Annotated in this window: 21 protein-coding genes and 3 pseudogenes; 12 read left to right on the plus strand and 12 right to left on the minus strand. The window is 71.7% G+C overall.

The features are described from left to right. Positions 1 to 47 precede the first annotated feature (47 nt). Positions 48 to 848 carry a DUF4239 domain-containing protein gene (locus AB8735_RS22950; protein WP_372409055.1) on the minus strand — a complete coding sequence of 267 codons (801 nt, stop codon included), beginning with the start codon at positions 846 to 848 and terminating at the stop codon, positions 48 to 50. Between the two features lie 157 nt (positions 849 to 1,005). Here AB8735_RS22950 and AB8735_RS22955 point away from each other — a divergent pair, with 157 nt between their 5' ends. Beyond that, the gene (locus AB8735_RS22955; protein WP_372409056.1) at positions 1,006 to 2,370 is read left to right on the plus strand and encodes an amidase; all 1,365 of its coding nucleotides are present in this window, start codon (positions 1,006 to 1,008) and stop codon (positions 2,368 to 2,370) included. Positions 2,371 to 2,386: 16 nt separating this feature from the next. On the opposite strand, the gene AB8735_RS22960 is transcribed toward AB8735_RS22955, so the two are convergent. Beyond that, a complete protein-coding gene (locus AB8735_RS22960; protein ID WP_372409057.1) occupies positions 2,387 to 3,088 on the minus strand; it encodes a FadR/GntR family transcriptional regulator in 702 nt (233 codons plus the stop codon). A 128-nt stretch (positions 3,089 to 3,216) separates the two neighbouring features. On the opposite strand from AB8735_RS22960, the gene AB8735_RS22965 reads away from it, so the two are divergent. The 6 genes and pseudogenes from AB8735_RS22965 (at position 3,217) to AB8735_RS22990 (ending at position 7,347) form a co-directional block, all read left to right on the plus strand. Continuing rightward, the gene (locus AB8735_RS22965) at positions 3,217 to 3,720 is read left to right on the plus strand and encodes a gluconokinase (RefSeq protein ID WP_372409059.1); all 504 of its coding nucleotides are present in this window, start codon (positions 3,217 to 3,219) and stop codon (positions 3,718 to 3,720) included. A 28-nt stretch (positions 3,721 to 3,748) separates the two neighbouring features. Then, a complete protein-coding gene (locus AB8735_RS22970; protein WP_372409061.1) occupies positions 3,749 to 5,146 on the plus strand; it encodes a GntP family permease in 1,398 nt (465 codons plus the stop codon). A 176-nt stretch (positions 5,147 to 5,322) separates the two neighbouring features. Next, positions 5,323 to 6,264: a Scr1 family TA system antitoxin-like transcriptional regulator gene (locus AB8735_RS22975; RefSeq protein ID WP_372409062.1), complete on the plus strand. Its 942-nt coding sequence runs from the start codon at positions 5,323 to 5,325 to the stop codon at positions 6,262 to 6,264. Continuing rightward, positions 6,218 to 6,337: pseudogene (locus tag AB8735_RS22980) on the plus strand (DUF397 domain-containing protein); the annotation flags it as partial. The gene AB8735_RS22975 and the pseudogene AB8735_RS22980, both read left to right, overlap by 47 nt. Beyond that, positions 6,295 to 6,564: a DUF397 domain-containing protein gene (locus tag AB8735_RS22985; RefSeq protein ID WP_372409064.1), complete on the plus strand. Its 270-nt coding sequence runs from the start codon at positions 6,295 to 6,297 to the stop codon at positions 6,562 to 6,564. The pseudogene AB8735_RS22980 and the gene AB8735_RS22985, both read left to right, overlap by 43 nt. A 459-nt stretch (positions 6,565 to 7,023) precedes the next feature. Further along, entirely contained in the window at positions 7,024 to 7,347 is a 324-nt protein-coding gene (locus tag AB8735_RS22990; protein ID WP_372409065.1) for a hypothetical protein, read from the plus strand. A gap of 9 nt (positions 7,348 to 7,356) precedes the next feature. Here AB8735_RS22990 and AB8735_RS22995 read toward each other — a convergent pair whose 3' ends face one another. Then, entirely contained in the window at positions 7,357 to 7,992 is a 636-nt protein-coding gene (locus AB8735_RS22995; RefSeq protein WP_372409067.1) for a hypothetical protein, read from the minus strand. A gap of 545 nt (positions 7,993 to 8,537) precedes the next feature. On the opposite strand from AB8735_RS22995, the pseudogene AB8735_RS23000 reads away from it, so the two are divergent. Beyond that, a pseudogene (locus AB8735_RS23000) lies at positions 8,538 to 9,080 on the plus strand (DUF1707 domain-containing protein). A gap of 46 nt (positions 9,081 to 9,126) precedes the next feature. On the opposite strand, the pseudogene AB8735_RS23005 reads toward AB8735_RS23000, so the two are convergent. From AB8735_RS23005 to AB8735_RS23020, 4 genes and pseudogenes are all read right to left on the minus strand, one after another. Continuing rightward, positions 9,127 to 9,602: pseudogene (locus AB8735_RS23005) on the minus strand (GNAT family N-acetyltransferase); the annotation flags it as partial. 147 nt (positions 9,603 to 9,749) lie between these two features. Then, complete coding sequence (locus tag AB8735_RS23010; RefSeq protein WP_372409069.1) at positions 9,750 to 9,935, minus strand: hypothetical protein; 186 nt, start codon at positions 9,933 to 9,935, stop codon at positions 9,750 to 9,752. Further along, positions 9,932 to 10,078 carry a hypothetical protein gene (locus AB8735_RS23015; RefSeq protein WP_372409070.1) on the minus strand — a complete coding sequence of 49 codons (147 nt, stop codon included), beginning with the start codon at positions 10,076 to 10,078 and terminating at the stop codon, positions 9,932 to 9,934. Before AB8735_RS23015 ends, AB8735_RS23010 begins: the two co-directional genes overlap by 4 nt. 36 nt (positions 10,079 to 10,114) lie before the next feature. Continuing rightward, the gene (locus tag AB8735_RS23020; protein WP_372409071.1) at positions 10,115 to 10,336 is read right to left on the minus strand and encodes a hypothetical protein; all 222 of its coding nucleotides are present in this window, start codon (positions 10,334 to 10,336) and stop codon (positions 10,115 to 10,117) included. 239 nt (positions 10,337 to 10,575) lie between these two features. On the opposite strand from AB8735_RS23020, the gene AB8735_RS23025 reads away from it, so the two are divergent. Beyond that, positions 10,576 to 11,550: a multiprotein-bridging factor 1 family protein gene (locus AB8735_RS23025; RefSeq protein ID WP_372409073.1), complete on the plus strand. Its 975-nt coding sequence runs from the start codon at positions 10,576 to 10,578 to the stop codon at positions 11,548 to 11,550. A 24-nt stretch (positions 11,551 to 11,574) separates the two neighbouring features. Here the strand turns inward: AB8735_RS23025 and AB8735_RS23030 are convergent, their stop codons facing one another. Then, on the minus strand, positions 11,575 to 13,293 hold the full coding sequence (locus AB8735_RS23030) for an amidohydrolase (RefSeq protein WP_372409074.1): 1,719 nt from the start codon (positions 13,291 to 13,293) through the stop codon (positions 11,575 to 11,577). A 94-nt stretch (positions 13,294 to 13,387) separates the two neighbouring features. Then, positions 13,388 to 14,821, minus strand: a complete 1,434-nt coding sequence (locus AB8735_RS23035; protein ID WP_372409075.1) for an FAD-dependent monooxygenase — start codon at positions 14,819 to 14,821, stop codon at positions 13,388 to 13,390. Between the two features lie 81 nt (positions 14,822 to 14,902). On the opposite strand from AB8735_RS23035, the gene AB8735_RS23040 reads away from it, so the two are divergent. Further along, positions 14,903 to 15,547, plus strand: a complete 645-nt coding sequence (locus tag AB8735_RS23040; RefSeq protein ID WP_372409076.1) for a TetR/AcrR family transcriptional regulator C-terminal domain-containing protein — start codon at positions 14,903 to 14,905, stop codon at positions 15,545 to 15,547. A gap of 167 nt (positions 15,548 to 15,714) precedes the next feature. Here AB8735_RS23040 and AB8735_RS23045 read toward each other — a convergent pair whose 3' ends face one another. From AB8735_RS23045 to AB8735_RS23055, 3 genes are read right to left on the minus strand one after another with little or no spacing between them, the layout of a single operon-like run. Continuing rightward, complete coding sequence (locus AB8735_RS23045; protein WP_372409078.1) at positions 15,715 to 16,824, minus strand: acyltransferase family protein; 1,110 nt, start codon at positions 16,822 to 16,824, stop codon at positions 15,715 to 15,717. Beyond that, positions 16,821 to 18,179 carry a polysialyltransferase family glycosyltransferase gene (locus AB8735_RS23050; RefSeq protein WP_372409079.1) on the minus strand — a complete coding sequence of 453 codons (1,359 nt, stop codon included), beginning with the start codon at positions 18,177 to 18,179 and terminating at the stop codon, positions 16,821 to 16,823. Before AB8735_RS23050 ends, AB8735_RS23045 begins: the two co-directional genes overlap by 4 nt. Continuing rightward, entirely contained in the window at positions 18,176 to 19,141 is a 966-nt protein-coding gene (locus AB8735_RS23055; RefSeq protein ID WP_344023742.1) for a glycosyltransferase family 2 protein, read from the minus strand. Before AB8735_RS23055 ends, AB8735_RS23050 begins: the two co-directional genes overlap by 4 nt. Positions 19,142 to 19,328: 187 nt before the next feature. On the opposite strand from AB8735_RS23055, the gene AB8735_RS23060 reads away from it, so the two are divergent. Continuing rightward, positions 19,329 to 20,669 carry a DUF6716 putative glycosyltransferase gene (locus tag AB8735_RS23060; protein WP_372409080.1) on the plus strand — a complete coding sequence of 447 codons (1,341 nt, stop codon included), beginning with the start codon at positions 19,329 to 19,331 and terminating at the stop codon, positions 20,667 to 20,669. An 83-nt stretch (positions 20,670 to 20,752) separates the two neighbouring features. Then, positions 20,753 to 21,967, plus strand: a complete 1,215-nt coding sequence (locus AB8735_RS23065; protein WP_372409082.1) for a cytidylyltransferase domain-containing protein — start codon at positions 20,753 to 20,755, stop codon at positions 21,965 to 21,967. Positions 21,968 to 21,974: the final 7 nt, after the last annotated feature.

The raw sequence follows: 21,974 nt of genomic DNA on the forward strand, positions 1-21,974 counted from the left end.
GGCGTGGCCCGTTGCCCATGCGGTCAGCAGGCGGCCGGGGGGTGGGGCTAACCCCCGGCGGCCCCCCAGTAGACCGCCAGCGCCCCCGCCTTGTACGGCTCCGGGCCCACGCTGAGGTCGCCGCTGAAGGGCCGGTCGAGCACGAGCACCAGGAGCAGGCTGAAGCCGATCAGCACCGAGACGGAGGCGACGAAGAGGATCTGGACGCTCTTCCTGCGGTTGCCGAAGAGGCAGATGACGGCGAGGACGACCAGCGCCCCGCCGAAGACCAGGGCCCTGATGAGCAGGGGGAGTTGCTCGGAGCTCTGCTCCAGCCGGGCGCGGCGCTGGGCGACCACGTCGTTCAGCCGGTCGAGGGTCTGCTCGTAGAAGGCCCGCTGGGTGGACGTCCGCGGTTCGTACGCCTGGAGGTCGGTGTAGATCCGGTCCAGCTTGGCCGCCGTCGCAGTGTAGTCGGCCCGGCCCTCCCGCATCAGCGGCCACTGGACGTTCACCACGCCGTGCACATAGGCGTCGATGTCCTTCGTGATGCCGTCGCGCTGCTCGGCAGGGAAGGAGCGGACGTCGCGGACCATCTGCGCCAGGTCCGTGGCCTCGGTGGCGACGACGGACTGGGTGGTCTCCAACTGCGTCCAGAGGGTGACGATGACGAAGGCCAGGATGATGCCGTAGATGGCGCCGAACATGCCGAGGAGCACCTCGACGACGTTGTTGTACTTGCCCGTCGAGAGGGCCGGGTACCGACGGTGCAGCAGGAGGGCCCCGGCGACGGTCAGCAGCGTCGGGACGCCGACGACGAGCAGGACCAGGGCGGGAGTGGAGAAGGAGTTCAGGAGCCACAACTGCACACGGTGAGACGTTACCCGGGCCGGTGGCGCCGGAGTCGCCCGTGGTGCGGCGCGAAGGGGGTCCCGGGGGCGTACGGGAGCGTGGCCGGATCCCGATGCGCTCCGGACTGGTGTGCCCTTACCGTGAGTCCGTCCGTGCGGCGAGGGGAGTGGACCGGTGACAGGGCTCGTTGAGCAGGTGCGGCTGGTGGCCGAAGGGGCGGTGTCCTCACGGGAGTTGACCGAGGCGGCGCTCCGCCGGATCGAGGGGACGCGGGACGCCCTGAACGCCTTCCGTTGGGTGCGGGCCGAGGAGGCGCTGCGGGAGGCCGACGCGGCGGACCGGCTGCGGGCGGCGGGGGAGCGGCGGGCGCTGCTCGGGGTGCCGGTGGCGGTCAAGGACGACATGGACGTGGCGGGGCTGCCGACGGCGTTCGGGTGCCGCGGGGAGTTCCCGGCGAAGGAGGCGGACGGCGCGGTCGTCCGCAGACTGCGGGCGGCCGGGGCGGTGATCGTCGGGAAGACGAACACGCCCGAGCTGGGGCAGTGGCCGATGACCGAGGGCCCCGGGTTCGGGGTGACGCGCAATCCCTGGGACCCCGGCCGGACGCCCGGCGGTTCGTCGGGCGGGTCGGCGGCGGCCGTGGCGGCGGGGATCGTGGCGGGGGCGCTGGGCTCGGACGGGGCCGGGTCGGTCAGGATCCCGGCGGCCTGGACGCATCTGGTGGGGGTCAAGCCGCAGCGCGGGCGGGTGCCCACCTGGCCGGAGCGCGAGGTGTTCAACGGGCTGACCTGCCATGGGGTGTTGGCGCGGTCGGTGGCGGACGCGGCGCTGCTGCTGGGGGTCGCGGCCGCCGAACCGTTCGGCGTGCGGGAGCCGCGGCGGCTGCGGATCGCGCTCTCGCTGCGGCCGGCGTACGCGGCGGTCCGGCACCGGCTGGAGCCCGCCGCCCGGGCGGCCGTCGAGCGGACGGCGGCGTGCCTTGCGGAGCTGGGCCACGAGGTGGTGGCCGAGGAGCCGCGCTACGGGCTCGTGGGGCCGGCGTTCGTGCCGCGCGCGATGGGCGGCGTACGGGAGTTGGCCCGGCGGGTGCCGGACCCGGGCCTGCTGGACCCGCGCACCCGGCAGAACGTACGCGGCGGAACGCTGCTCGGCGGCCCCGTGCTGCGGCTGGCGCGGGCGGCGGAGCGGCCCCTGCGGGCGCGGCTGGGCGAGCTGTTCGGGCGGTACGACGTGCTGCTGACGCCGACGACGGCCGCGCCGCCGCTGCCGGTCGGGGCGCTGGACGGGCTGTCGGCCCGGGAGACGGACTCCGCGATGATCACGGCGTGTCCGTACACCTGGCCGTGGAACGTGCTGGGCTGGCCCGCGGTGAACGTGCCCGCCGGGCTCACCGCGGGCGGGCTGCCGCTGGGGGCGCAATTGCTGGGCCCGGCCGGGAGCGAGGCGCTGCTGCTGTCGCTGGCCGGTCAACTGGAGGCGGAGGAGCGGTGGTTCGAGCGGTGGCCGACGGGGCACGAACCGGCGCTGTCGGCCGGCTGACCTTTCCCCGGGACCGCTACGGCGCCAGGATGTCCAGCTCCGCCATCGCCCCCGTGACGATCTCCCGGGTCAGCTCCTCGGCGCGCACCGCGTCGTGGGCGCGGACGGCCTCGGCGACCCGGACGTGCAGGGTGACCGCGGCCGGGTCCGGGTCGGTGAACATCACCTGGTGACGGGTGCGTCCGCTGAGCACCTCGGCGACGACGTCGCCGAGGCGGGCGAACATCTCGTTGCCGGAGGCGCGCAGCACGACCCGGTGGAACGCGATGTCGTGGCGGAGGTAGGCGTCGAGCTGCTGGCCGCGCGAGGTGGCGACCATGCCCAGGGCGTGCTCGGTGAGTTCGGCGCACTGTTCGGGGGTGGCCAGGCGGGCGGCGAGGCCCGCCGCGACGGGTTCGACGGCCGAGCGCAGCACGGTCAGGGAGCGGAGCTGGCGGGGGCGGTCGGGGCCCGCCAGGCGCCAGCGGATCACGTTCGGGTCGTAGACGTTCCACTCCTCGGGGGGCAGGACCGTCACGCCGACCCGCCGCCGGGAGGCGACCAGGTGCATGGACTCCAGGACCCGGACCACCTCGCGGACGACGGTGCGCGAGACGTCGAAGCGCTCCTCCAGCTCGTCCGTGCGCAGGACGCTGCCCGGCGGGTACGCACCGGCCGTGATCGCGGGTCCGAGGGAGTCGAGCACGCGTGCGTGCAGCCCCTGCCCCTGGTTGGTCATGGGATCAGCCTACGTGTCCATGCCGAGTCGGATTAAGTATGACGTTTACGTCACAGGGGCTTGAATACGTCGTACGTCTTGGGTTTCAGTGGGGCGGCAGTCCGCAGGAGACAGTGAGGTACTCAGGCATGGCATCCCCCCACGTCGTCGTGGTGATGGGCGTCGCGGGCACGGGCAAGACCACGGTCGGGCCCCTGGTCGCGGAGGCTCTCGGCGTCCCCTACGCCGAGGGCGACGACTTCCACCCGCCCGCCAACATCGCGAAGATGTCCTCCGGCGTCCCGCTGGACGACGCCGACCGGGCTCCCTGGCTCGACGCGATCGGCGCCTGGGCGCACGGGCGGGCCGGGCGGGGCGGGGTGGTCAGCTGTTCCGCGCTCAAGCGCGCCTACCGCGACCGGCTCCGGGCCGCCGCGCCCGGCCTCGTCTTCCTGCACCTGACCGGGTCCCGCGAACTGATCGCGGCCCGGATGGCGGCCCGCAAGGGCCACTTCATGACGACCCGGCTCCTGGACTCGCAGTTCGCGACCCTGGAGCCGCTGGAGGCCGACGAGGCCGGGGTCGCCGTGGACGTCGCCCCCGCGGCCGCCGTCATCGCCGAACGCGCGGTCACCGGACTGCGCGCTCTCTAGCCCCCCACCTTTCCCTTTAGGAAGCCCCGTGAGCACTCTCAGCGTCGAGATGCTGGCCGCGGCCCCCGCCGGACCGATCACGTCCGCGGGCCACGCACAGCTGGGCATCGCCGTACTCGCCGGCATCGCCGTCATCGTCCTTCTGATCACCCGGTTCCGGCTCCATGCCTTCCTGGCCCTGACCCTCGGGTCACTGGTGCTCGGCGCCGCCGCCGGGGCGCCGCTGGACAAGGCGATCGCCTCCTTCACCACCGGCCTCGGCTCGACCGTCGCCGGGGTCGGCGTCCTCATCGCCCTCGGGGCGATACTCGGCAAGCTGCTGGCCGACTCCGGCGGCGCCGACCAGATCGTCGACACGATCCTGGCGAAGGCGGGCGGCCGGGCCATGCCCTGGGCGATGGTGCTGATCGCGGGCGTCATCGGGCTGCCGCTCTTCTTCGAGGTGGGGATCGTGCTGCTGATCCCCGTGGTGCTGCTGGTGGCCAAGCGGGGCGGGCACTCGCTGATGCGGATCGGTATCCCGGCGCTGGCCGGCCTGTCCGTGATGCACGGCCTGGTGCCGCCGCACCCCGGCCCGCTCGCGGCGATCGACGCGATCGGCGCCAACCTCGGTGTGACGCTGGCGCTGGGCGTGCTGATCGCCCTCCCGACGGCCGTGATCGCCGGACCGCTGTTCTCCCGCGTCGCCGCGCGCTGGGTCGACGTCGCCCCGCCGGAGAAGCTGGTCCCGCAGCGCCCGTCGGAGGAGCTGGAGCGGCGGCCCGGGTTCGGCGTCACGGTGGCGACCGTGCTGCTGCCGGTGGTGCTGATGCTGGCGAAGGCGCTGGTGGACGTCGTGGTCGACGACCCCAAGGATCATGTGCAGCGCGTCACCGACGTCATCGGCTCCCCGCTGATCGCCCTCCTCGCGGCCGTGCTGGTCGGCATGTTCACCCTCGGCCGCGCGGCCGGCTTCGGCCGGGACCGGCTCGCTTCGACGGTCGAGAAGTCGCTCGTCCCGATCGCGGGGATCCTGCTGATCGTCGGCGCGGGCGGCGGCTTCAAGCAGACGCTGATCGACGTCGGCGTCGGCCGGATGATCCTGGACTTCTCCAAGTCCTGGTCGGTCTCGGCGCTGTTGCTGGCATGGCTGATCGCGGTCGGCATCCGCCTGGCGACGGGCTCGGCCACGGTGGCGACGATCTCGGCGGCGGGCCTGGTGGCACCGCTGGCGGCGGACATGTCGACGGCGCACGCGGCGCTGCTGGTCCTGTCCGTGGGAGCCGGGTCGCTCTTCTTCAGCCATGTGAACGACGCGGGGTTCTGGATGGTGAAGGAGTACTTCGGGATGGACGTCGGCCAGACGCTGAAGAGCTGGTCGGTGATGGAGACGATCATCTCGGTGGTGGGGCTGGGGTTTGTGATGCTGCTGTCGTTGGTGGTGTAGCCCACCCTCTGCCCGGGAGCCCCGTCGAACGCGTGCCTGCGTTCGGCGGGGCTTCCGCGTGTCCCGCTCCTGTGTAGCGGGCATCAAACGTGAGGTTCGGATTCCACCCGCTGTGGGGGTGCCGGGAAGGCTATTTTCCCTTCCAGGTGGCGTGGGCAAGCGGGGGAGTTGAACGCATGGCAGGCGAACTCGTCCCTCCGGCCGAGGAGTTCGGACGGGAGATCAGGTACGCCCGGGAGGCCCGGGGGTGGACACAGGAGATGCTCGCGTCCAGGTTGTGGGTCCAGCAGCCGTATGTGAGCAAGGTCGAGAGGGGGCAGCAGCTCGCCAGCCCCCAGTTCGCCGAGCAGTGCGACAAGGCGTTCGGGACGCCGGGGGTGTATGCGCGGATGCGGCAGCGGGCGGCTGACGCGGGGAATCCGATCTGGATGATTCCCTATCTCCAGCTGGAGCGCGGGGCGGTGAGCATCTGCGATTACTCACCTGCTCTGGTCCCGGGCATTCTGCAGACCCCCGAGTATGCGGAAGCCGTGTACCGAGCGGCCTGTCCGGATGACCCGGCGGCTCGGATCGAACAGCGGGTGGAGGATCGTATGCGGCGCCGGGAGCTGTTCGAGGGGCCCAACCCCCCGTCGCTCTGGGTCGTCCTGCACGAGGCCGCGCTGTGGTCCGGCATGGGCGGCCCGGCTGTCATGCGAGGACAGATGCGGCACCTTGTGACGGCAGCCGGGCATCCACTCATCACTGTCCAGGTGTTCCCCCTCGGCGACACCCCGGCGAGGCGGGCGCCGTTCATCCTGCTCAAGCAGCAGAACCGGACCGAAGTCCTTTACGCGGAAAGCTACGTTCAGGGCCATGTGCACGATGCGCCGAAGGAAGTCGCCGAGGCGCGTGCTACGTACGATCGATTGCGTGCCAACGCCCTGTCGCTTCCCGATTCACTCTCCCGCATCCGTCACGTCATGGAGGCGTACGACCATGAATCCCACCCGCAGCCTGGCCCACGCGATTTGGGTCAAGTCCAGCCACAGCGAGGGCAACGGAGGAACCTGCGTCGAATGGGCCCCCGCGTTCGTATCCGTCGGCGCGATACCCGTCCGGGACAGCAAGTGCCCTGACGGACCTGTGTTCACGGTTTCCCTACCCGCATGGTCCTCGTTCGTAGCGGCCGTCAGGGACATGGAACGGTGAACGCTCCTGAGCCACCAGACACGTCCCTTGACCTTCCACACGCGGAGTGGGTCAAGAGCAGCTACAGCCAAGGGAATGGCGGTCAATGCATCGAGTGGGCCCCCGCGTTCGTATCCATCGGCGTCATACCGGTCCGTGACAGTAAGCGTCCTGATGGTCCCGTGTTGACGGCTTCCGCGCCCGCGTGGTCCTCGTTCGTAGCGGCTGTCGGAGACGCAGAACGGTGAACGCGTGCAATTCTCGCGTGCGGAGTCCCGGTCCGTGTCATGACGGGGTCGGCTTTCTCGTCAGATGCCCAGCGCGCTTGCCCGGCACTAGGGCCTGTCCATAGGGTCGCGGATCTAGGCGGGCGATATCGAGGCGGTGCGGTGATGGAGTGCCGGTGTTCTTCGAAGCTCCACTGCCTGCACCGCGCTTCCTGCCTTGTGGGCTGGCACCAGGTGCACCGAATGGTGGGTCAGTCGGCTGATGCCTCTGCCGTGAGGCGGGCCCACCTCACGGCCCCACAAGCCGTAGGCATGTAGGTGTCGGCGGCGGCCCGGTCAGGAAGTAGGGAGACGAGGTCCGTGTCCCCGTCCTCGGCGATCCTTCGACCGCCGCGGCACCCGCACGGCCTGCACCCTCATCTGCCACCGCAGACTCAGGACGACTCCAGGCGCTGTGAAAGCTGCGCCATGATGGTCCGCGTGAGTGAAGAAACTGTGTTTGAGGCCGTATCGCGCCTGTACCAAGAGTTCATGGAATTGCCCTTTCCTCCCAGATTGGGCGGCGCGGAGCGGGCCGGCTTCGACCTGGTGATGCTGGACTCGGAAACCGCAGGCTGGGTTTTCATCTGGGTCAAGAACGGTGGCGAGCTCGAAGCACGGGGTCGAAGCATCCTGCTTCGCTGTATTGTCCGCCTGGACCGGGTCATACCTGCACTCAGCGAGGCGGACGACCCTGAGTACTGGCACCGCCTGCGCGAGATGGCTCAACTTGTCGCGGATTCCCCACACGTTGCGACCAAATGAGATGGCCTCTTAGGGCCGTGCAGCTGCCTGTGCGGGCTGGACCGTGAAGCGGTACCGATCGGTGAAGACGGGCAGCGGGTACGGGTCCTTGCTTCCAGGGACGGGAATGTAACCGGCGGCGGTCAGCATGTACTTGGCGGCAGGCGCGCTCGAGGTGAAACGCACCCGCAGATCAAGGGCGTAGGTGTCCCCCGGCTTGAGCGCGTTGATCGGCGCCGGGCAGTTCAGGCCCCAGGCGTGCGGACCGGCGACCGGGTCGGCCTGCGGGCACACATTGCCGAAGAAGCGGTGGGAATCAAACTGGAACTCCACGGGATGCCAGCGGCCGCCCGCGTAGTACTCCAGCTCGAAGTCGCCGGGCTTGATGTCCTCCTTCGTGCTCCATCCCTGTTGGAACGAGAGCGAGGCGTGGAAGTCGGTCAGCGTCTGCGCGGTGCGGTTCTCCATGGTTATCGAGAAGTTCGACCAGTCGCCGCCCGCGGTGAAGGAGGCCGGGACATTCTTGAAGGACAGGACCGGACTGGCTGCTGCCTCGTCGGCCGCTGCCGTCGGCGCGGCGTCGGCGGCGACTGCCGGGGTGGCGAGGAACAGGGCAGGGGTCATCGTGGCGGCGGCCACGAAAGCCGCGATCCGCTTGAGGTTCATGCGATCACCTTAAGTGGGCCACAGGGGGACACCCAGGCATTTTTCTCGGCACCGTCTCCCTGCGTCCGGGGTACGAGTTCGCGGCATTTCCAGGAGGTGTCCGACGGGTCGCTGATGTGGGGGGGCGTCCAGGGCTCGGGGAAGGTCGTTCGGGACGTTCGGAAGGGAGCCGCTGGCGAGGAGGCCGAAGAGGAGGAGAGCCACGGGCTGTTCAGCGGGCCATGAATGAAGCCGGAGGCGAATGGCCGCGACGGTCATGGTGCCGTGGAAGATGTACGCGCTCTTGTCGCGGCAGGCGACTACGGCACGGAAGCCCTTGAGCGTGGTGATCGTTGGCTCGACTCTGTTGCGGCGCTTGTAGATCGTCCTGTCGAAGCCGGCGGTCCGGCGGGGCGAGTACGCTTTGTCGCCGCCCAAGCGATCGGGCGTGTTCGTGGGTGTCCGCGGCGAGTTGATGGGCGCGGCAGGAGGCCGACTCCTCGTCGGCCGTGCTCCAGGCCAGCGAGGTGGTCGTGCGACCCACCGGAGAGCCCTAGGGCGAAACGGTGACTTCTCTGCCGGAAGACCTGCCGTCACTGTCCAGTGAAGCCGACCGCGACGCGGCCGTGCAGCGTGTACAGGAGGCATACGCCGAAGGGCGCATCTCGCACGAGGAGATGGACGAGCATCATCACTAGGTGCTCACCGTCAAGACGCACAGCGAGCTTGCGTCGGTTCTGGCCTCGCTCCCGGAGGGGAGCGCGGGCGCAACGTCCACGATTGCCGCCGCCAGTGGACGGATCAAGCGGCGCGGCGCATGGCGGGTGCCTCGGGCCCTCAAGGTCACGTCCCCATTCGGAAGGGTGCACCTGGACCTGTCCCGGGCGGTCATCGAGCATCCGGTGGTGGACATCGAGCTGCAACTCGACACCGGCAGAGCCAGGATCACGGTGCCTCGCGACGCGATCGTCGAATTCGACGATCTGCATACCGGGTGGAAGGACACGCGCTACAAGACCCGGCGGCGCTCCCTCCCCGGCGGGCCGAGGATCCGGATATCCGGGACCATGGGGTTCGGACGGTTGAAGGTCCGCCACGCGCGGCGTTGAGGCGCCAGAGGGTCGAGGTGGGCCGAGAACGATGTGGATCGGGGCACGGACGCGCCTCACCGATCTTGCGATACCCCCACGCGCGGTAGGCCGTCGTCGTCGCCGTGCTGCCCGGGTGGACATTGAGCAGCGCCTGGCTCGGCCCGGACGCCGTCGAGCAGTGTTTCGTGCAGGCGGCGCGCGACGCCCTGCCGACGCCATGGCTCGCGCACAGCAAGTTCCATGAGTTCGAAGGTGCGGCGTCCGTCCTCGCGTCGCATCTCGTCGGGCACGGGTTCGGTCAGTTGATCCCACCAGCCCGTGTTGGGGCCCAGGGGGGCAGCCGTACGCCATGCCTACCGGCTCGCCGTTCTCCGCCCGGGCCAGAGCCACGCGGAAGGTGCCTTTGCGAGTCTGGGAGCGGAAGCGCCGGAAGGTTGCTGCTACGTCATCCGCGGTCTCGTCGTACGACGGCTCCGCGAATGCCTCGGCGTAGATCGGCATGAACGCATCCCCTGCCTGAGCAGCCGCAGAGCCGTTCATGTGCTCAACAGCGATGGCCCTTTGCAGCGTCACGCAGTGCCTCCTCGGGCTGTCTTACGGATGCGCTCGCCACACTCGCGGGCCGCTCGCAGTGAAAGGCCCCGCCGAGCCGAGGCAGGCGTACGAGCGGGGCCGTTGCGACATGGTTCAGACGAGGCTGATCCCGGCCTGGGTCTTGATGGTGTCCACGGCTTCATCGGTGAGCCAGCGCAAAGGGACCACGGTCCACCGGTCACGCTTCCGCATGACCACGGACTTGCCGTCCGGCGTGGTTTCACACCGCATGAAGCCCTGTTCCCTCAGGTCCTGGATCAGGTCCTCGCCGTGTTTCATCGTCCGTCCCGGTCCTTGTCGTCGGCGTGCGAACTGTGCACATCCCCGTTCTGGGAGACGCGGGTGTCGGGATCGGTCACCTGCTCCTGGCCGGCGTGCGGGTCCCAAGGTTCCCCGGCGTTCTCGAAATCCTTCTTACCCATCTTCACGCACTCCTTCCTCGGCGACACTGAGCCGAGTCATGTGATGCCCTTGTGGGGGTACTTCCGTTGGTGGTCCGCCTGCTGCGTGCGGTAGAGCTTCGCGTGGGCGATCCGGCCTCCTTGCTCGGCGTCGTCGATCGCGCTGCCGAGACGGCGGCAGATGCCGCACTCGTCAGGAGTCGGGTGGTGGAGCGGGCCGCTCATGTGAGTCCACGGCATGCCGGGCAGGTCCCAGATCGGTGGGGGCAGCGCCGTCATCGGCCCTCCCCTCGGGTGCTGCCACCGCCGTTGCCGCGGGTGCACACCCGACGGCTCTCGGCGACAAGTGCCTTGGTGGGGCTCGGCTCTAGTTCCGGACGCAGCAGCCCAAGTCGTGCGCTGCTGCGTCGAGTCGGCTCGTTCATGCGGTCATGCTCGGCCCATGGACGGCTGACACGGGAGTTGACCGGCCTTGACTACAGTGGGAACCCAGTCGGTCAACCCCACTGAGGTTCACGATGCGTGAAGATGACTTCGCCGACCTCGCCCGCCGAGCTCTGCGGGATGCCGGCTACTCGATGCGGGCTGCTGCACAGGCGATCAACTACGACCTCGCGTACCTGTCCCGGGTGCTCAACGGGAAGCAACGACCGTCGTCCCAACTGGCCCGTTCGCTCGATGACCTGCTCGGGACCGGGGATGCGCTGGCCTCCATCGTGCTCCAGGCCGATGACCGGTCCCGGATGGCCCGCAGCGTCGCCAACCCCTCCCGGCTGGATGCGGGGTCGGTGGAAGCGTTGGCGGGCGTACTCGCCGCGTATCGGCGACTGGACGACACGGTCAGGCCTGAGTCGATGATCCCGGCGACCCTGGTGCAGATGAAGGAGGTGATCCGGCTGCTCAAGGGGGCCAGGGGCCCCCAGCGCGACCGATTGACAGAAGTCGCCTCGGAGTTCGTCCAGTTCGGCGGATGGCTGCTTGCCCAGGAACGACAGGACGCCGGGGCAGTGCAGCTTCTGAACGAGGCGGTGGAGCTGGCCGACGAGGTGGGGAACGGCACGCTGGCCGCACAGGCGCTCAACTTCAAGGGATACCTCGCGCGGCAGCAGGGACGTCCCCAAGGAGTCGCCCGCTGGTTTTCCGCAGCCGCGTACACTCCGGGCGCGCACCCTGCCCAACGTCTCGGGGACATGCTTCAGGCGGCCGCCGGTCTGGCGGAGCTGGGAGCGAGGGACGACGCCCTTCGCATGGTCGAGAACGCGGAAGCCCAAGTCGGACCCGCCGCGGCGCTGCCGCCCCCGAAGACGGCCTACTGGCTGACGCCCGAGTTCAACCGCCTGAACATGGGGCTGGCGAACCTCGGACTCGCTCGCTACGGGGACGCCGTGGACCACATCGAAGCCGGACTCGCCGGGCTGCCCGCCGAGTTGCGGAACGCGCCGTGGACATGGGAACACCGCGAAGCTTTGAAAAGGGCCATGGCAGCGCGGTGAAGCTGCAGCTTGTCGGAGCTGGCGCTATCGCGCCCGATGGACCACCCGCCCGTCGAAGACGGTCATCACCACCGGCACCGTAGCGATCTCGTCCGGCGCCGTCGCCCGCAGATCACCACCCATCACGCACAGATCCGCCACCTTCCCCACGCTCACCGATCCCTTCCACCCCTCCGCGAAGTCCTGCCAGGCACCCGTCGCCGTGTAGGCCGTCAACGCCTGCTCCAGCGTGAGGCGTTGCTCCGGTCCGTGCACCTCCCCGCACGTGCCGCGCCGCGTCACCAGGGCCTGTACTCCGGCCCGCCAGTCCGGTGCGTTCACCGGGGCGTCCGAGCTGCCGAGGAAGGGGACGCCCGCGTCGACCGCCGAGCGCCATGGGAGGAACGCGTCGCCGGACGGCCCCTGGGACGCGCTGTGGACGGCGTTCGCCCAGCTCTGCGGCTGCGGGCCGAGGCCGATTCGATGGCGGGCCATCGTGGGCAGGAGGTCCGGCGTGACGAACGCGCCGTGCATGGCGATGTGCCGGGCGTCGGGCCGCGGATGGCGGCGCGACGCGGCGACGAAGGCGTCCACGACCGTGGACACCCAGCGGTAGCAGTGCACGCCGACCTGATAGCCCGCGGCGTGGGCGAGACGGATCATCTCCGTGAGTTCCGCGGCCCGTTGCTCGTTCGTGTCGCCGGCGACCAGCAGGTCGCCGCCGCTGTCGGAGAACAGCTTGACCCCGCGCACCGCGAGCCGGTGGGGATCCACCCCGGTCGGCGGGGTGAACTCGCCCAGGGCCTTCTCGACCGCGGCGGCCGACCCGCCCGACTGGGAGCAGGGCAGGAACAGCGCGCTCACGCGCGCGTCCAGGGCACCGGAACGCGCCAGGTCCGCGTACGCCTCCAGGGTCTCCGTCCCCTGCGTTCCGCCGCCGAGCCCTTCGCCGCCGGGGCCGAGGCCCGGGTCGGTGAAGCTGGTGATGCCCTGTGCGTGCAGGTGGGTTATCGCGTCCCGGATCGCCTGCTTGCGCTCCTCCCGGGTGCGGGGCGGGAGCAGCAGTTGGACGAGCGCCTGGGCGCCGTAGCGCAGTACGCCGGTGGGGCGTCCGGTGGCGTCGTACTCGACACCGGGCTGGCGGGGTCCCCCGTCGGTGATCCCGGCGAGCGCGAGGGCGCGGGAGTTGACCGCGCTGACGTGATAGCCGTTGTCCTGGAGGAAGACCGGGTGGTCCGGCGCCGCCCGGTCCAAGTCGTCGCGGTTCGGGCCGCGTTGCTCGGACAGGCGGTACGGGTTCCAGCCGGCGCCCCGGATCCACTCGCCCTTCGGGGTGCGGGCGGCCTCGGCCGCCACCGCGGCGACGATGTCGGCGACGGACCGCACCGCGCCCGGACCGAGGTCCAGCGCGTACGGCGGCAGGTTCAACCGGTGGACGGCCGCGTGCAGATGGGTGTCGTCGATGCCGGGCAACAGGGTCCGGCCCCGCAGGTCCACCACCTCGGTGCCGGGCCCGGCGAAGGCGCGGGCCCCGGCGTCGCCGCCCACGTACACGATCCTGCCCGCCCGTACGGCCACCGCCGTCGCTCTCGGCCACCGCGGATCCATGGTGATCACGTCGCCGTTGTGGAACACGAGGCCACCGCCGGATGTGTTGGGCGTGGACGCGGAGGCCCGTCCGGTACCGGTGAGCAGCGCAGCCGCTGTCCCGCCCAGCAGCAGGCCGGCGTTCCGCCGGGACAGCACGGCGTCGGATGCGGACATGGGCGGTCCTCCCGTTCCAGAGGTGAATCAGGGTAATTCAGGGTGATTCGGGGGCTGAAGGGGACGGAGGGAGGATGCCCGTGGGCGCGGTCTCCTACGCCGCCGCCCCGGCCACCGTCCGCAGATACTTCTCCACGTCCCCCGGCTCCTGCGTCGCCAGCCCGACGTACCCGTCCGGCCGGATCACGAACAGTCCGTGCCCGTACGCCGGTGCCTCGTCGAGGGCGTGCGCCCGGACCAGGTCGCCGTCCACCTGCGGCAGTTCGCCGTGCCGGCCGACCGCGAGCAGCGTGAACCGCGTCCCCCGGAACACCTCGAACAGCCGCCCCCCGTCGTCCGTCACCCCGTCCGGCGCCCGGTCACCGGCCCGCAGCGCGCCGTCCGCGAGGCCGGAACGGGCCTCCCAGGACAGCGGGCTCTCCCGGTAGTTGAGGTCCAGCTGATGGGCCTCCTTCCCGCGGCGGCCCATCATCGGGCGGCCGCCGTCGCCCCCGGCGCGGTGGATGCGGGTGCTGAGGCCCAGCACGCCCGCCGCGACGGGCAGCCGCTCCGCCTCGTAGGAGTCGAGGAGCGCGTCGTCCCCGCCCCGCCGCAGGGCGTGCGCCAGCTTCCAGCCGAGGTTGTACGCGTCCTGGATGCTGGTGTTGAGGCCCTGGGCCCCGGCGGGGGAGTGGACATGCGCGGCGTCGCCGGCCAGGAACACCCGCCCCGTGCGGAAGCGTTCGGCCATCGCGGCCCGGGCGCGGAAGACCGACGACCAGTGCACCGTCTCCGCCGTCAGGCCGGTGCGTGCGGCGACCAGCGCCCGTACCCCCGCCGGGGAGGGGTCGGGCTCCCCGGTCGCATAGCCCGCCAGCAGCTGGAAGGCCGTCGTCCGCGGCAGCGGGCAGAGGGCGAGCGCCCCCTCGGGGAGGTTCCAGGTGTGCCAGTGCGTCCGGGCCAGCCCGGGCACCTCCAGATCGGCCACGATCATGGGGGCCGGGTCGACGGTCGCCCCCGTGAACGGCGTGCCCAGCGCGGCCCGTACGGTGCTGCGCCCGCCGTCCGCCCCGACGAGGTACGCCGCGCGTATCGTCCCGCCCCCGTCGAACCGGGCCGTGACCCCCGTCCCGTCCTGCTCGAAGCCGGTCAGCCGGGTGCCGAACTCGACGCTGCCGCCCAGCTCTTCGAGCCGCCGGCGCAGGATCTCCTGGGTGCGCCACTGGGGCAGCAGCCACGGTTCGCCGAACGGGGCGTCGGGCGTCGGCTCCGTCCGCGTCATCATGTCCCACTCCCCGACCTGCCGTCCGTCCTGCCAGGCGCTCATCAGCGGCAGCCGGTGGCCGGACGCCAGCACCGCGTCGAGGATCCCGAGGTCCTCGAAGATCTCCAGGGTCCGCGGCTGGAGGCCCTTGCCCCGGGAGCCGGGGAAGGGGCCGTCGCCGGCGTCCACCAGCCGGTACGGGACGCCCCGGCGGGCGAGCTCGCAGGCCAGGACCAGGCCGGTCGGGCCGGCGCCGACGATCAGGACATCAGTGGCGGCATGCATGGCAGTGCTCCTTAACGGCTTCCTTAACGGCGTTCAATTTAACAACGTTAAGGGTGGGCTGAACACCGTTAAACTGTCAAGGTGGGAACGAGACTGGACCGTGAGCAGGTGGTGGACACCGCCCTGGAGCTGCTGAACGAGGTCGGCCTGGAAGGCCTGACCCTGCGCCGCATCGGCCAGGAGCTGGACGTCCGGGCCCCGGCCCTCTACTGGCACTTCAAGAACAAGCGCGACCTGCTCGACGCCATGGCCACGGAGATGCTGCGGCGCATGTCCCGGGCCGAGGAGTTCGAGGCCCTGCTCCGGATGACCGACTGGCGGGACGCCCTCGCCGGGTTCCACCGCGCCCTGCGCCGGGCCCTGCTCTCGTACCGGGACGGCGCGAAGGTCTACAGCGGCACGCGCTTCACCGACAACTCCTACGCGGAGACGATGCAGGTCTCCCTGCGGGTGCTGGTCGAGGAGGGATTCCCTCCCGGCGCCGCCGCCCGCGCCTTCTACACCGTGTACTGCTACACCATCGGTTACGTCATCGAGGAGCAGTCCACGACCGGGCACCCCGAGCAGGGCGTGGAGGGCATCGACCTCGCCGAGCGCGAGCGGCGGCTGGCGGACTACCCCCTCGCCGTCGCGGCCGGCCCGGAGCTCTTCGGCGACCCCGAGGCCGGTTTCGAGGCGGGGCTGCGCGCGGTGATCGCGGGCGTGGAGGCCGCGGTGCCGCGCTGAGGCGCGGGCGGGGTGGACCGGCGCGGGTCGTGCGGTGCCCGACCGCCGTGGTGCCCGCACCGGCCGCTCGTCTGCGTACGTCCCGAGCGCTCCGCTGGACGTGCGGTCGGTCGGCTGCGGGCCGTCAGTGGCTGGTCGCGCAGTTCCCCGCGCCCCTTTTGGGGCGCTCAGCGATCAAGCGCCCCGCGCAGCACCGGCGTCAGCCGTCGCTCCACCAGGACGTGCAGCCCCCACGCCAGCCCCAGCATCAGCCCGATCGTCAGCCCGAAGACGGCGTACGACGGCAGGCCCAGCCCCCGGTGCAGCGCGCCGACGACCACCCAGCCCAGGTGCTCGTGCACCAGGTAGAAGGGGTAGGTGAGCGCGCCCGCCAGCGGCAGCCGGCGCCAACTCGCCCAGTGCGCGCGGCCCGTGGCGATCAGCGCGACGGCCGCGTACCCCAGCGCCAGCACCGCGATGATGACGGACGGCGAACGGTACGAGAAATAGTGCGGGTTGGGCGGGTGCCACAGGCCCGCCACCGCGTAGTGCTGTCCGATGAGGAAGCTCGACGCGACGATGCCCCAGGACAGGGCCGAGTGCCCGTACCGGTGGACGAGGTAGAGGCCGACGCCGCCGATGAAGAACGGTGCGTGTTCGGGCATGGTGACCACCCGGAGGGACTCGATGTGCCCGGCCGTGGTGATCACCGCGGCGAGCGTCCACACCGCGCAGAAGAGGGTGACGCGCTGCTTCGTCGCGCCCGGCAGGACGACGAAGAGCGCGAAGAGGGCGTAGAACCGCACCTCGGCCCAGAGCGTCCAGCACACCCCGAGCACCCGCTCGGCGCCGACGGGCTGTTGGAGCATCGTGAGGTTGACGAGAGTATCGCTCACGGAGGCGGTCTTGTAGGTGACCCAGGGGAGCGCGAAGACCAGGGTCACCAGCAGGATCGCGGCCCAGTAGGCGGGGTAGAGCCGGGCCGCGCGCGAGGCGAAGAAGGAGCGCAGGGGGCGTCCCCAGCCGCTCATGCAGATCACGAAGCCGCTGATGACGAAGAAGATCTGCACGCCCAGACAGCCGTAGGCGAACGCCGTGGAGAGGCGCGGGAATTCGTGCCGGGGCGAGGCGCCCCAGGCGGTGGCGATCTCGCCGTCCCGGCCGCCGTAGTGGTACAGCGCCACCATCAGCGCGGCGACCAGCCGCAGCCCGTCCAGGGCGTACAGCCGCCCGCCCCGGCGCTTCGGCGGCGGTTCTTCCCTGCGTTCCACGGACGGGGCGGGGGCGGTGGCCGTCATGTCGGCTTCCTCCTGCTCAGCTGGCGCTGCACGGTGCGGGCCCGGCGCGCCAGCCGGCGCACGGTGGGATTGCGGGGCAGGAAGGCGAGTTGGGACGGGATGGCACCGGGGAGCGCCAGGGCGGTGAGGCGGCGGCGTTTGAAGTAGCGCCGGGTGGAGGGGTTCAGGTGGCGGGTCAGGTAGCGCTCGGCGGCCGGGCGCAGATCCGGGTTGATCTGCGGCTGCATCGCGTAGCCGACCGCCGTGAGCAACTCCTGGGTGTCGCCCGCGCGGACGGCCTTCTCCGGGTCCTCCAGCGGCGGGAGGAGCGCGTCGGCGAGGGTCACCGGGACCCGGTTGCTGTTCTGGTACGGCGTGAGCCGCTCCAGCAGCAGGTCGGTGCCGGTGCGGGCGGCCGGGAGGCCGTAGAAGGCGCCGGCGGTCATCAGGGCGGTGGAGAAGCAGCCGACGACGAGGGCGGGCCGCAGGCGCTGGTAGAGGACCTCCGCGAGGGCGGGGGAGTCCACGACCGTGAGGTCCGCCCCGAGCCGGGCGGCCTCCTCCTCCAGCAGCCGCGACCAGCGGGCGGGCGCGGTGGGGTGCGGCTTGAAGACGACGGAGCGGTGGCCGCGCGCGACCGCGCCGCGCAGCATGCGCACGTGCAGCCGTTCCTCCTCCTCGGGGGCGAGGATGTCCAGCGCCGAGAGGTACTGGCCGAGCAGGAGCGCGGACTCCTCGGGAACGGAGGGGAGTTCGGGGGTCGCGTCGGCCACGTCGGCCAGCACCTTGGCGAAGATCTCGCCGGGGATCGTCTCGGCCGTGACGCCGAACTCCCGCAGCAGCAGCGGCCGCAGGCCGGGTACGAGGTCGAGGTGGAGGAGGCGGCGGACGCGGGTGCCGATCAGCGGGTCGAGCTTGTTGCGCGTGGGGCCGTAGCTCATCAGCCCGTCCGCGTAGACGTCCAGGGGTGCCCCGGGGAAGACCTGGGCGAGCGCGAGCGCCGGGTTGACCTGGAGGGACTCCAGGACGATCTCGACGTCGTCGTCGCCCAGCCCCCACAGCAGCCTCAAGTGCCGCTCCCACAGGGGGGAGTCGTCGGGGCGGGGCGACCAGCCGGCGGGGTGGAAAGGGCTGATCGTCGCGTTCCAGGAGAGCACGCCGTCGAAGCGGGCGCGCAGCCGGTCGAAGCCGGGGGCGCGGTCGGGGCCGGGCGTGGTCTCGGGGACGGCGGCGTTGTTGGCGACGAGCAGCAGACGCCGGTCGGCCGGGGGGAGGAGTCCGGCGTCGAGGGCGGCGGCGAGGGTCGCCGTGCCGTAGAGGGTGGAAACGAGGAGGAGTTGGGTGCGCGGCCTGCGGGTCGTCGGGTGCCGGGTCATCGGGCCGCCACCCGCCTCTTGACGCGGCGCAGCCGCCGGGCCCGGTCCGCGTCCATGGAATTCAGGGCGTCGTTCAGCAATCGCGGTGGCATCCGTTTCATGGCGGCGGCGCTCATCGAACGCAGGGACCGGGCGACATCGGGTTCGAATCGTTCGATGGAGCCGAGGTGATGGGAAATGATCGCGCAATAGGTGCGCACGGCTTTCGGGAGAAGGGCCTCGGCGTCCCGGTCGCGGGCCGTCTCTTCGAGCACCTGGTCGAATGCGCGGAGGAAATCGAGTTGGCGTACGTCGCCGATCTGGGTGAGCGAGGAGGCGACGCCCCGGCGGTAGAAGACGCCGAGCAGTCCGGCCACCGCGAAGCTGTCCGCCTCCCGGTGCAGCCGCCAGATCCAGGGCCGGTCCTCGGCCGTGCGCAGACCGTGCCGGAAGTGCAGCAGCCCCGCGTCGAGCAGCCGCCGGTGGTAGATCCCCGCCCAGGCGTAGGGATAGTCCACGGCGGTGGTGCGGTCGGCGGGCAGTATGGCGTCGCGCGGGTCGAGCGGCACGCCGCGGCGGCCGTGCGGGACGCGGTGGACGGTGCGGGTGCGGCCGGTGCACTGGACGTGGTCGGTGCGGACGAAGTCCACGTCCAACTCCTCGATGGCGGCCAGGAGTCGGCGCAGGTGGCCCGGGGCGAGCCAGTCGTCCCCGTCGAGGAAGGTCAGGTACTCGCCGCGCGCCGCGTCCAGTCCGGTGTTGCGGGCGGTGGCGAGGCCGCCGTTGGTGGTGTGGCGGACCAGGACGGCGCCGGGCAGCTCGCGTTCCGCGCGTGCCAGGAGTTCGCCCGTCCCGTCGGTCGAACAATCGTCGACGAGAATGAATTCGAAATCCCGGTGGGCGTTCGCATTCAGGCTCCGCAGGGTGTCCTGCGCGTAGGTCTGCACATTGAAGAACGGCACGATGACGGAGAGCTTGACCACTCGCGTCACGGTAGGTGACGACCCGGCATTCGTGCTGTCCACCGGCACAAGCGGAAGTGAACGACGCACGGCGGAATGGTGAACCCGGTGCGTGCGTCAACCGATTCTCCGGGCGTCGGTGTGCTGTTTACCGATTGTTGAGCTCGCGTTGGTCAGCCAAACCGAATCAATTCCTATCGTCGGTGCCGTGCCCTCTGCGCCTTCGTCCTCAGCGCCTTCGCGTACCGAATCCCCGCCCCGGGTCGCCGTCCTCGCGGATTCCGACACCCGGTGGAAATGGGGAGCGCTCACCGCGCACCGGCTCGCACCCGGCGCCCGCCCGGACGGATTCCTGCTCCGCGGACGCGCCACCCCGACGCCGCGGCAGCTCGCCGAAGTCGGCGTGGACTGGACGCGGTTGACGGAGGTGACGGGGCCGGAGTTCGCCGCTGCCGCCGCCCCGGACCGCTACGACGTCGTCCTGCTCGCCTGCGTCGGCGGCGCGGTGCAGGCCCTGCTGCACGGGCTGGCCCACGCGTGGCGCGGCGCGCCGCGGCGGCCCGCGGTCGTGACCGGATACGTGGGCGTCGTCTACGAAAAGCTCGCCGACGGGCTGCTGTTGCGGCACGGGGCGGACGTCGTCCTGGCCAACTCCCGCCATGACGCGGACCGGTTCCGCGCGGTGTACGAGGGGGTGGGTGCCGATGCGGGGAGCGTCGTCGAGTGTGCGCTGCCCTTCCTGGAAGGCGCTCCGTACGAACCGGCCGCTCCCGAAGTGCGGCCGTACACCGTCGTGTTCGCCGCCCAGCCCTCCGTCCCCGACCGCCGGGAGGACCGGTTGTACCTGCTGGAGCGCGCCGCGCGGCACGCCCGGCTGCACCCGCGGCGCGAGGTCCTGGTCAAGCTGCGCAGCCGCCCCGGTGAACACACCACGCACATCGAGGAGCTGCCGTACCAGAGGCTGGCGTCCCGGGTGACGGGCGGGCTGCCCGCCAACTGCCGCCTCGTCTACGGCAACATGGGCGAGGTCCTGGACCGGACCGACCTGCTGGTGACCGTCAGCTCGACCGCCGCCCTGGAGGCGCTGCACCGGGGCGTGCCCACCGCGGTCCTCACCGACCTCGGGATCCGCGAACAGCTCGGCAATCACCACTTCCTCGGCTCCGGCTGCCTCGCCTCCTGGGACCGGCTCGACGCCGGGCACCTCCCCAAGCCCGAACCGGAGTGGCTGGCCCGCCAAGGGGTGGACACCGAGGGGGCGTTCGAGGCCGCCCGGCAGCGCGTGGCCGGCCTTCTCGCGCCCCCAGGACCGCCGCCCCTCGCGCCGTACTACACGGCGGAGACGGCCCCCGGCTATCTGCCCGGCATCCTCGCCCGCCACGGCTTCGACCCCCGCGGCCGCCCGCTGCCCGGCCGCGCGGCGCGGCCCGCCGACGAGGGCGCCCTGCGCCGCGCGGCCCGGGGCGTCCTGCGGGACGCGGCGCGCGGCGCGTACCGGCACGGCGTCCAGCGGGTGGCGCCGGTGATCCGGCGGATGGGGGACCTGTGAGGGGGGCCGGGCCCGTGCCGTCCGCCGAGCGCGCGCCCGTACCCGTACCCGCGCCCTGCCCCACCGCCCCCGAGGAGCATGCCATGCCCGCCGTCCTGGCCGTCGTCCCCGCCCGCGGAGGGTCCAAGGGGGTGCCGGGCAAGAACCTGGCCCGGGTGGGCGGCGTGCCGCTGGTCGTCCGCGCCGTCCGTGCCTGCCGGGCGGCGGCGCGGGTCACGGACGTCGTCGTCTCCACCGACGACCCCGCCGTCGCGGCCGCCGCGCGGGAGGCCGGCGCCACGGTGGTCGAGCGGCCCGCGGAGCTCGCCGGGGACACCGCGACCAGCGAGTCCGCGGTGCTGCACGCCCTGGACGCCCACGAGGCGGCCACCGGGCGCGCGGTGGACACCGTCCTGCTGGTGCAGTGCACCAGCCCCTTCCTGACCGCCGGGGACATCGACGCGGTGGCCGCCGCCGTGACCGAGGGCGGCGCCGACAGCGCGCTGACCGTGGCGCCCTTCCACGGCTTCCTCTGGCGGGCCGGGGAGACCGCCCCGGAAATGGCCGGAAATCGATGCTCCGGCGACGGCGCCCACGGCGTCAACCACGACAAGAAGCACCGGCCCCGGCGCCAGGACCGGCCCCAGGATCTCCTGGAGACCGGGGCCGCCTACGCGATGCGCGCCGCCGGCTTCCGCGCCGCCCGCCACCGCTTCTTCGGCCGCACCGAGCCCGTGCCCACCGACCCCGCCCGCGTCCTGGAGATCGACGACCCGGACGATCTGGCCCGCGCCCGCGCCCTGGCGCCCCTCCTCGACGCTCCGAACTCCGACGCCCCGGACTTCCCCTCCCGGGACGACATCGACGCCGTCGTCCTCGACTTCGACGGCACCCAGACCGACGACCGCGTCCTCGTCGACGCCGAGGGCCGCGAACTCGTCGCCGTCCACCGCGGCGACGGGCTCGGCGTGGCCGCCCTGCGCCGCGCCGGACTGGCCCTGCTGATCCTCTCCACGGAGGTGAACGCCGTCGTCGCCGCCCGCGCCCGCAAGCTGAGGGTGCCGGTGGTGCACGGCACGGACACCAAGGACGCCGTCCTCAAGCAGTGGTGCGACGAGCGCGGCATCGACCCGGCGCGCGTGCTCTACGCCGGCAACGACGTCAACGACCTGCCCTGCCTCCGTCTCGTCGGCTGGCCCGTGGCCGTCGCCGACGCGCACCCCGCCGTACGGGACGCCGCGCGGGCCGTCACCCGCGCACCCGGCGGCCGCGGCGCCGTCCGCGAGATCGCCGGCCGGCTCCTGGGCCCCGAGCTCTGACCCCCGC

The sequence above is a fragment of the Streptomyces luteireticuli genome (assembly GCF_041519305.1).
Classification (GTDB): domain Bacteria; phylum Actinomycetota; class Actinomycetes; order Streptomycetales; family Streptomycetaceae; genus Streptomyces; species Streptomyces luteireticuli.

Coding starts and splice junctions, on each gene's coding strand:
- AB8735_RS22960 (WP_372409057.1), bottom strand. CDS start 3,088: ATGACCAACCAGGGGCAGGGGCTGCACGCACGCGTGCTCGACTCCCTC.
- AB8735_RS22965 (WP_372409059.1), top strand. CDS start 3,217: ATGGCATCCCCCCACGTCGTCGTGGTGATGGGCGTCGCGGGCACGGGC.
- AB8735_RS22975 (WP_372409062.1), top strand. CDS start 5,323: ATGGCAGGCGAACTCGTCCCTCCGGCCGAGGAGTTCGGACGGGAGATC.
- AB8735_RS22985 (WP_372409064.1), top strand. CDS start 6,295: ATGGTCCTCGTTCGTAGCGGCCGTCAGGGACATGGAACGGTGAACGCT.
- AB8735_RS22995 (WP_372409067.1), bottom strand. CDS start 7,992: ATGAACCTCAAGCGGATCGCGGCTTTCGTGGCCGCCGCCACGATGACC.
- AB8735_RS23010 (WP_372409069.1), bottom strand. CDS start 9,935: ATGAAACACGGCGAGGACCTGATCCAGGACCTGAGGGAACAGGGCTTC.
- AB8735_RS23015 (WP_372409070.1), bottom strand. CDS start 10,078: ATGGGTAAGAAGGATTTCGAGAACGCCGGGGAACCTTGGGACCCGCAC.
- AB8735_RS23020 (WP_372409071.1), bottom strand. CDS start 10,336: ATGACGGCGCTGCCCCCACCGATCTGGGACCTGCCCGGCATGCCGTGG.
- AB8735_RS23025 (WP_372409073.1), top strand. CDS start 10,576: ATGCGTGAAGATGACTTCGCCGACCTCGCCCGCCGAGCTCTGCGGGAT.
- AB8735_RS23030 (WP_372409074.1), bottom strand. CDS start 13,293: ATGTCCGCATCCGACGCCGTGCTGTCCCGGCGGAACGCCGGCCTGCTG.
- AB8735_RS23035 (WP_372409075.1), bottom strand. CDS start 14,821: ATGCATGCCGCCACTGATGTCCTGATCGTCGGCGCCGGCCCGACCGGC.
- AB8735_RS23045 (WP_372409078.1), bottom strand. CDS start 16,824: ATGACGGCCACCGCCCCCGCCCCGTCCGTGGAACGCAGGGAAGAACCG.
- AB8735_RS23050 (WP_372409079.1), bottom strand. CDS start 18,179: ATGACCCGGCACCCGACGACCCGCAGGCCGCGCACCCAACTCCTCCTC.
- AB8735_RS23065 (WP_372409082.1), top strand. CDS start 20,753: ATGCCCGCCGTCCTGGCCGTCGTCCCCGCCCGCGGAGGGTCCAAGGGG.